The following is an 8898-nucleotide window of genomic DNA, read 5'->3' on the forward strand; positions in this document are numbered from 1 at the left end:
GGTAAGCCCCGCGCGCCCAAAAAAGCGGGGCCGCCCCGCACGGGCGGCCCCGCCGGAAATCCCTTCGAACCGCGAGGCTATTCCGCGGCGGCCGGAGCGGCGCCCTCCTTCGGCTTGGCCTTCTCGATGATCCGGTTGAGCGAAAGACCGATCTTCCCTTCGGCCGGCTCGAGCTTGACCACCTTCACTTCGACGATGTCGCCCGGCGTCAGTCCGGCACCCTCGAGATCCTTGTCCACCTTGGACACGTGGAGCAGCCCCTCGAGATCCTTCTCCAGCTCGACGAACGCGCCGAAGCTGACGAGCTTGGTGACCTTGCCGGCCACCACGTTTCCCACGGCGTACCGCACCGGAATCGTGCTCGTCCAGGGATTCTCCTGGAGCTGCTTGAGGCCGAGCGCGATCCGCTTCTTCTCCTTGTCCACCGACAGCACCTGAACGTCCAGGACGTCGCCCTTCTTGACGACCTCGTTGGGATGGACGACCTTCCGCGTCCAGGACATGTCGTTGATATGGAGGAGCCCGTCGATGCCGTCTTCGAGCTCCACGAAGGCGCCGTAGCTTGTGGTGTTGCGGACCTTGCCCTTGACCCGCATGCCGGCCTTGTACTTCTCGTCCACCTTGTCCCAGGGGTTGGCCTCGGTCTGCTTGAGGCCCAGCGACAGCTCCTGCTTGTCCGTGTCGATGGCCAGGACGGCGACCTCGACCTCCTGACCCACCTGGAGCACTTCGGACGGATGGTTGATCCGCTTCGTCCAGGACATCTCGCTGATGTGGACCAGGCCCTCGATCCCCGGCTCCAGCTCGACGAACGCCCCGTAGGGCATGAGGTTGACGACCTTGCCCCGGACCCTCTGGCCCACGGAGTACTTGGAAACGAGCCGTTCCCACGGGTTGGGCTGGAGCTGCTTGAGCCCGAGCGCGATCCGCTCGGTGACCCGGTCGACCTTGAGGACCTTGACGGTGATCTCCTGTTCGAGCTTGACCACCTCGGTGGGATGGTTGATCCGCCCCCAGCTCATGTCCGTGATGTGCAGCAGCCCGTCGATGCCCCCGAGATCCACGAAGGCGCCGAAGTCGGCGATGTTCTTGACGGTCCCTTTGCGGACGTCGCCCTCCTGGATTTCCTGGAGGAGCTTCTGCTTGGCCTCGGCGCGCTGCTCCTCGAGGAGCTTGCGGCGCGAGACGATGATGTTCATCCGCTTCTCGTCGATCTTGAGGATCTTGCACTCGATCGTCTGGCCGAGATACTCGCCGATGTCCTCGACCCGGCGGACGTCCACCTGCGAAGCGGGGAGAAAGACCGGGACGCCCACGTCCACGAGGAGTCCGCCCTTGATCTTGCGGATCACGCGGCCGCGGATGACGTCGCCTTCCTTGTTCTGGGTGATGATCCGCTCCCAGCCGCGGATCTTGTCCGCCTTCTGCTTGGAAAGGGCGATCACGCCCGCCTCGTCCTCGACGGACTCGAGGTAGACTTCGATCTCCTTGTCGGGCTCGATTTCTTCGGTGCGGACGAAATCGTTCTTGGGCACCACGCCTTCGGACTTGTAGCCGATGTCCACGAGGACGTCGTCCCCGACGACCTGGAGGATGCGCCCCTTGATGATGGTGTCGGCGGCGAAGTTCTTCACCGACTCGACGTAGTAGCGCTCGATCTCCTCGTCGATTTCCTCCTTCTTGCGTCCCGGCTCCGTCAGGAGCTGGTCGGCGATTTTCTGGGCCTCCTCGTCGGAGAGGCTCAGTTCCTTCACGAGCTTGCGGTTGGACATCCGGTCGTTTCTCCTTTCAAGCGGACGAGGGCGTCGCGGATGCGGTCGCCGATCGTCCCGGTCTTCTCGAGTTCGGGTCGGAACGGACGGCCGAAGACCACGCGGATCCGGCCCGGGCGGGGCAGGAGCCGTCCCTTCGGCCACGCCTCATGCGCGCCGTCGATGAGGACCGGGACAATGGGAACGGCGGCGCGCTCGGCGAGGATGCCGACACCGGGCTTCATCCGCCCGATGGAGCCGTCCCGGGTCCGCGTGCCTTCCGGAAAAACCAGAAGGAGATGACCCGCTTCGAGCCTCGCGATGGCTTCTTTCACCCCCTTCACGTCCGCCGTGTCCCGTTCGATCGGAAAGGCGTTGCAACGGACGATTAAGGCCCGAAACAGCGGGTTTCGAAAGAGCGACCGCCTCGCCATGAAGTGCATCTCCCGGGGGAGGCACGCCGCGACGAGGGGCGGGTCCAGGTAGCTCTGGTGGTTGGCCGCCAGGAGCGCGCCGCCGGCTTTCGGGATGTTCTCCACCCCCACGGCGCGCAGCTGCCACACGGCGGCGCCGCCCACCCGGATCAGCATCCGGCAGAACGACCACCACCAGCGCATGAGCCCGGCCCGACCGCGGCGAGTATTCTATCGACCACCTCTTCCACGGTCAAGGCGGAGGTGTCGATCACCCGGGCGCCGGGGGGACACACCAGGGCCCCCACCGGACGGGCGCGATCCTCGGCGTCGCGGCGCTCGATCGCCCGGCGGATCTCGTCGAAATCCCCGCCCAGCTCCCTCCAGCGGCGGCGCGCCCGCTCCTCCACCGAGGCGTCCAGATAGAACTTGTGCGGAGCGTCCGGGAAGACCACCGACCCCTGATCCCGCCCCTCCGTGACCAGCCCTCCCCCGCGGCCCGCCTCGCGCTGCATCCGCACGAGCTCCGCCCGGCACTCGGGGGCGTCGGCGATCGGACGCACCGCCGCGGTGATCTCGGGGGAGCGGATTTCGAGCGTCACATCCTGCCCGTCGCAGAAGACGCGGCCGTCCTCCCGCACGTCGATCCGCGTCCCGGCGATCATGCGGGCCACGTCCCGAGGGTCGGACAACCCGAGTCGGCGGGCCTTCCACGCCACGGCGCGATACATGGCCCCCGTGTCGAGATACCGCAGCCCGAGACGCCGCGCGACCTCCCGGGCCACCGTGGACTTGCCCGCCCCCGCGGGCCCGTCGATCGTCACGATCAAGGGCGTGGACATGGATTCCGGGAGCGCGGGGAAGGCGCCTATTTCTTCTTCCCGAAAAGCTTCCCGAAAATCCCCTTCTTGGCCGGCGGCGGCTCGGACGTGGATTCCGGCTCCGCCTCCGGCTCGGGTTCCGCTTCTTCAGGCAGCGGACCGGGCGAAGTCTCCACGCTCAGCGCCTCGACCTCGAGGGGAGCTTCCGACGTCTCTTCGGGGGCCGCCACCGCCTCCAGCCGGGCCTCTTCCGCCAGGGGATCGCGTTCCGCCGCCTCCGAGGGCTCGGCCTCCATCGGCGTCACGTTCTCTTCGACGGCGGCCTCGGGAGGGGAAACGGCGGGAATCGGCTCGGAAACGGATTCCGACTCGGGCGCGGCGGCCGCCTCGGCCCGGTTGAGGCTGTCATGGAGACGCTTGACGCGCTCGACGAGCGCCTGGAGCGCCGCCCCCACGCTGGCCAGACTCTTGTCCAGGTCGGCGGCCAGGTAGCGGGCCTCTCCGAGGCGGACGGCGTCCTGCGAAGCCGACGACGCCGCGGGCCTCGAAGCCTCCGCCTGCTGCCGCTCGAGATCCTCAAGACGCGCCCGGAGCTCCCCCACGGCGCGGTCGCGGGCCTCGAGCTGCGCCGCATGCTCCCGGGCGGTCTTCTCCGTCTGTTCCTGGAGGGCGCGGAACCGCTGTTCTCCGTCGTGGACGATCTTCTCGAGTTGCGCGATGCGCGCCTGGGCGCGCTGAAGCTCGCCGGAAACCGGCCCCTTGCCGGCCGCAACGGCCTTTCCTTCCAGCTCGACCAGGCGCTTCTGCTTCTCCTCGAGCTCCTCGTCCTTCTTCTTGAGCGCCTCCTTGTAGGCGTTCTGGGCCTTCTCGAGATCGGCCCCCAGCCGGGCGATGCTGTCCTGCGCCTCCTTGAGATCGTGCTCCAGCTGGGCGATGCGCTCGCGCGCCTCCTGAAGCGCCTCGTCCTTGGCCTTCAGAAGAGCCAGGGTCTGAGCGGAGGGCTGACCGCGAACCTTGGTTCCCTCTCCTTCCAGTTCGGCCAGGCGCTTCTGCTTCTCCTCGAGCTCCTGGTCCTTCTTCTTGAGCGCCTCCTTGTAGGCGTTCTGGGCCTTCTCGAGATCGGCCCCCAGCCGGGCGATACTCGCATGGGCTTCGCCCAGTTCCCGGTCCTTGGTCTGCGACGCGGCGCGGGCGGCGACTAGGTCCCGCTCGAGGGCCTGGAGGCGCGCTTCAAGGTCCTTGAGCCGGGCGTCCCCCGCGCCGGCGGGAGGCCCGCCGCCGGCCGCCTTCAGGGTCCCACCGCACGCCGGGCACCGGGTGGGGGGATGGGCCGCGTCGTCCCGGACGCGATACATCTTGCCGCAGGAGCATTCGAGGAGCATGAGTCCGCCCTCCGCGTTCCCGTGATTCTACCACCTGGCGGCGGCAAGTCCACCGCCGCACGCTCCGCCGCTAACGCCGGCTCCGGCCGAGGAACCTCCCCAGCTCGCGCTCCTGCCGGGCCCACATCCGCCGGCGGTCCGCGGGCCGATGATCGTCGTAGCCCAGAAGGTGCAGGATCCCGTGGACCACGTAGCGCAGAAGCTCCTCCTCCACGGGAATGCCGCGCCGCCGGGCCTCGGCCGCCGCGTACTCGGCCGACACCACCACTTCCCCGAAAAGGTCCGTCCCCAGCGGAAACGCCAGGACGTCCGTGGCGTAGTCGTGGCCCAGGAACCGGCGGTTGAGCCTGCGGATCTCGGCGTTTCCCACGAAGGCGATCGACAGGGAGCGCCGGCCCGCGATCCGGGAGGCCAGACGCCGCACCCGCGCGGCGGGGATGCGGACCCGGCGCTGGCGATTGGTCAGGTGAATCATCAGGAACCCGCGCGGGCCACCGCCGGGCGCTCGAGGAAAGGACGCAGGAAGCGGCCCGTATGGGACCTCGGGTTCCGCGCCACCTCCTCCGGAGTTCCCACGGCCACGATCTCCCCGCCGGCCTCGCCTCCCTCCGGCCCCAGATCGATCAGCCAGTCGGCCGTCTTGATGACGTGCATGTTGTGCTCGATGACGACCACGGTGTTTCCCATGTCCACGAGCCGGTTGAGGACGGCCAGAAGCTTCTTGATGTCCGCGAAATGAAGCCCCGTCGTCGGTTCGTCGAGGATGTACAGGGTCCGGCCCGTGGCGGTCTTGCCGAGCTCGGCGGCGAGCTTCACGCGCTGCGCCTCCCCGCCCGAAAGGGTCGTGGCGGGCTGTCCCGCGTGCATGTACCCGAGCCCCACGTCGTCCAGCGTCTGAAGAATCCGCTGGAGCTTGGGCACGTTGGCGAAGAACTGAAGCGCCTCCTCGATGGGCATGTCGAGGACTTCGGCGATGTCCCGGCCCTTGTACTTGACCTCGAGCGTCTCGCGGTTGTAGCGCCGCCCCTTGCACTCCTCGCACGTCACGTAGACGTCCGGCAGGAAATGCATCTCGATGACCTTCGTCCCCTGCCCCTCGCAGGCCTCGCAGCGCCCTCCCTTGACGTTGAAGCTGAACCGCCCCGGGGCGTACCCGCGCGCCCGCGCCTCCTTGGTCAGCGCGAAAAGCTTGCGGATCTCGTCGAACGCGCCCGTGTAGGTGATGGGATTCGAACGCGGGGTGCGCCCGATGGGCGACTGGTCGATCTCGATCACCTTGTCGAGATGGGACACCCCCGTGATCTTCTCGTGCGCCCCCGGCTTCTCGCGCGCCCCGTGCAGCGCGCGCGCCAGGGCCTTGCGCAGGATCTCCTCCACGAGCGTGCTCTTGCCCGAGCCCGAAACGCCCGTCACGCAGACGAAACACCCCAGCGGAAAGCGCGCCGTGACCCCCTTGAGGTTGTTCTCGCGCGCCCCCCGGATCTCCACGGCCGAACCGTCCGCCGGACGGCGCGAGGCCGGCACCGGAATCTCCTCCTCCCCCGAGAGAAACCGCCCCGTCAGGGAGCGCTTCTCGGCCACGAGGTCCGCCAGGGTTCCCTGGGCCACGATCTCCCCTCCGTGCCGCCCCGCTCCCGGCCCCACGTCCACCAGATGATCCGCCGCGCGGATCGTCTCCTCGTCGTGCTCCACCACGATCACGGTGTTGCCGAGATCCCGCAGCCGGAAAAGCGTCTCCAGGAGCCGCCGGTTGTCCCGTTCGTGAAGCCCGATCGTGGGCTCGTCGAGCACGTAGCACACGCCCACCAGACCGCTGCCCACCTGCGACGCCAGACGAATCCGCTGGAACTCTCCGCCCGAAAGCGTCGAGCTGCGCCGATCCAGCGTCAGGTAGGAGAGCCCCACGTCCGACAGGAACTGCAGGCGGCTGCGGATCTCCTTGAGAATCAGCCGGGCGATCGCCTGCTCCTCCCGGTCCAGGGGCAGGTCCTGGAAAAACGCCCGCGCCTGGCCGATCGTCATCGACACGACCTCATGGATGTTCTTCCCGCCCACGCGGACCGAAAGGGCCTCGGGCCGCAGGCGCTTGCCCCCGCACGCCGGGCACGGAAGCTCCGTCATGTACCCCAGGATGCGCTGCTTGATGAACTCGCTCTCGGTCGCTTCGAAGCGGTGCATCAGGCTCGGGATCACCCCTTCGAACCAGGAGCCGTAGCGCTTCTCGTCCTCGGGGGTCGTGCCGTGGAGGAGGATCCGGCGCCGGTCGGGGTCGATCTTTTCGAACGGGACCGTCGGCTTCACCCCGAAAAGATCCCCGAATTCGCGCAGCCGCCGGTTGTAGCGGATCGTCATCCGCCGGCCCAGGCGCCGCCAGGGTTCGATCGCCCCGTCCCGGAGGGACAGGCTCTTGTCCGGCACGATGAGGTCGGCGTCGAGCTCCAGACGCGTGCCCAGCCCGTCGCACGTGCCGCAGGCTCCGTACGGCGAGTTGAAGGAAAAAAGCCGCGGCTGAAGCTCCCCGAACGAGATTCCGCAGGCGGGACAGGCGTACAGCGTGCTGTAGAGCTTGTCCCCCGCGTCCGTCGCGGCGATCACCAGCCCCTCGCCCAGTTTCAGCGCCGTCTCCACCGAGTCGGCCAGCCGGCGACGCACTCCCGGCTCCACCACCAGCCGGTCTACCACCGCTTCGATCTCGTGCTTGCGGTTCTTGTCGAGCGTCAGGACGTCCTTGAGCTCCTGCACCTGCCCGTCCACCCGCACGCGGACGAACCCCTCCCGCCGAACCCGCTCGAAGACGTCCTTGTGATGGCCCTTCTTGCCGCGCACCAGCGGCGCCAGGACCGCCAGCCGCGTCCCCGCCGGCATCCCGAGCATGTCCTCCACGATCTGGTCGGACGTCTGCTGCGCGATGGGCCGCCCGCACCGATAGCACTCCGGCCGCCCCACCCGGGCGAAAAGCAGCCGCAGGTAATCGTAGATCTCGGTGATCGTGGCCACCGTCGAACGCGGCGTCGCATGCCCCTGCCGCTGCTCGATGGAAATCGTCGGAGGCAGCCCCTCGATCGACTCCACGTCCGGCTTCTGCATCTGTTCCAGGAACTGCCGCGCGTAGGCCGACAGCGATTCCACGTACCGGCGCTGCCCCTCGGCGTAGATCGTATCGAACGCCAGCGAGGACTTGCCCGACCCCGAAAGCCCCGTGATCACGATCAGCCGGTCGCGCGGAAGATCGAGATCCACGTTTTTGAGGTTGTGCTCCCGGGCTCCCCGGATGGAAATCACCGCGTTTTTCGGCATAGAGGCGAACGTTGGATGCTAGCAGAGGAGCGAACCGTTTTCAACGTGCGGCCGTTCGACCTATAATCCGGCCATGAATCCGTCCCCCGCCGCGTTCCGCCGCGCCAAGATCCTCGCGTCGCTCGTGCCCGTTCTCCTTCTCCTGGCGGGCTTTACGACCTGGTCGGTCTTTCACTGGAAGAAGCAGTACGCCCGGCTGGCCCGGGAAAAACGCGCCCGCGCGGCGGCCCTTCCCCTCCTGGAGCGCGCGCGGGAGGGCCTGGCCCAGACCGAACGCTATCTGCGGCTCCCGGAACCCGACCCCGAGGCGATCCGTGAACGGGCCGAACAGGCCGTGGAGGCCGCCACCGACGCGCTTTCCCGCTTCCCCGCCGAAGAGGGAATCGGATCCGAAGAAGGCCACCGCCTCCGCGGCCGCGCCCTGGAGCTCCTCTACAACTTCGACGAGGCCCGCGCCGACTACGAAGAGGCGGTCCGACTCCACTCCGAATCCCCCGCCCGCCTGGCCTTGGGGGTTCTTTCCGCCCGCGAACTGGCCCGGGCGCGACTGGCGAACCTGAAGACGGCGCGGGACCCCGAGGAACATCTGGTCGAACGGGTCGTGGAACCGCTCCGGCGCTTCCAGGTTCCCCGCCCCGAGTGGAACTTCGAGGTGGATCTCGAGTCCCGCGCCTTGTGCACGCTCCTGATCGCCTATGCCGTCGGCGACTACGACAAGGTGCCCTCCGCCGCGGGCGTCGTGGACGGGTTCGACCGGACTCAGTGGCTGGCGCCGTACCTGGACGGCGCGGCCGCCGGCGCCCGGGGCGAAGGCGAAGCGGCTCTGGCCCGCCTTCAGGAAGCCGTCCGCCGCGCCCCCGGCGTGGCCGATCCGCATGCCTGGATGGGCCGGGTGCTCCACCGCCTGGGGCGCCGCACGGAAGCGCTTGCGGCTCTCGGGACCGCGCTTTCCCTCACGCCCCATTTCCCGGAAGCCTACTACGCGCGCGGGCTCATTTCGTTCGAGGACGGGCGCTTCGGGGACGCCCGCGCCGACTTTGACGCGTGCGTCAAACTCCGCCCGTCACTCGCCGAGGCGCACCTCAAGCTGGGCATCGCCTCGCTGGAGCACTGGAACCGCAGCGGACGGGCCGACCCGGCCGACCTTGACCGGGCGGTTCGCGCCCTGGGCGCGTACGTCGGCCTGCGCCCCGGCGACGCCTCGGGACGACTCTGGCGCGCCCGCGCTCTCCTC

At 68.5% G+C, this 8898-nt stretch carries 7 protein-coding genes; 1 reads left to right on the forward strand and 6 read right to left on the reverse strand.

Annotated elements, in window-relative coordinates:
* Nucleotides 1-77: 77 nt before the first annotated feature.
* The 6 genes from VNO22_05835 to uvrA all read right to left on the reverse strand — a co-directional run bounded on the left by VNO22_05835 (nucleotide 78) and on the right by uvrA (nucleotide 7664).
* Complete coding sequence (locus VNO22_05835) at nucleotides 78-1772, reverse strand: 30S ribosomal protein S1 (GenBank protein HXG60871.1); 1695 nt, start codon at nucleotides 1770-1772, stop codon at nucleotides 78-80.
* A complete protein-coding gene (locus VNO22_05840) occupies nucleotides 1751-2368 on the reverse strand; it encodes a lysophospholipid acyltransferase family protein (GenBank protein ID HXG60872.1) in 618 nt (205 codons plus the stop codon). Before VNO22_05840 ends, VNO22_05835 begins: the two co-directional genes overlap by 22 nt.
* Nucleotides 2335-3006 carry a (d)CMP kinase gene (gene cmk, locus VNO22_05845; protein HXG60873.1) on the reverse strand — a complete coding sequence of 224 codons (672 nt, stop codon included), beginning with the start codon at nucleotides 3004-3006 and terminating at the stop codon, nucleotides 2335-2337. The genes VNO22_05840 and cmk overlap by 34 nt, the downstream gene beginning before the upstream one ends.
* A gap of 26 nt (nucleotides 3007-3032) precedes the next feature.
* Nucleotides 3033-4367 (reverse strand): hypothetical protein, encoded by a 1335-nt coding sequence (locus VNO22_05850; GenBank protein HXG60874.1) that lies wholly within the window; start codon nucleotides 4365-4367, stop codon nucleotides 3033-3035.
* Nucleotides 4368-4437: 70 nt separating this feature from the next.
* The gene (gene ybeY / locus VNO22_05855) at nucleotides 4438-4842 is read right to left on the reverse strand and encodes an rRNA maturation RNase YbeY (protein HXG60875.1); all 405 of its coding nucleotides are present in this window, start codon (nucleotides 4840-4842) and stop codon (nucleotides 4438-4440) included.
* The gene (uvrA, locus tag VNO22_05860; protein ID HXG60876.1) at nucleotides 4842-7664 is read right to left on the reverse strand and encodes an excinuclease ABC subunit UvrA; all 2823 of its coding nucleotides are present in this window, start codon (nucleotides 7662-7664) and stop codon (nucleotides 4842-4844) included. The genes ybeY and uvrA overlap by 1 nt, the downstream gene beginning before the upstream one ends.
* A gap of 73 nt (nucleotides 7665-7737) precedes the next feature.
* On the opposite strand from uvrA, the gene VNO22_05865 reads away from it, so the two are divergent.
* A partial coding sequence (locus tag VNO22_05865) for a tetratricopeptide repeat protein (GenBank protein HXG60877.1) occupies nucleotides 7738-8898 on the forward strand: 1161 nt, incomplete at its 3' end.

The sequence above is a fragment of the Planctomycetota bacterium genome (genome assembly GCA_035574235.1).
Lineage (GTDB): Bacteria > Planctomycetota > MHYJ01 > MHYJ01 > JACPRB01 > DATLZA01.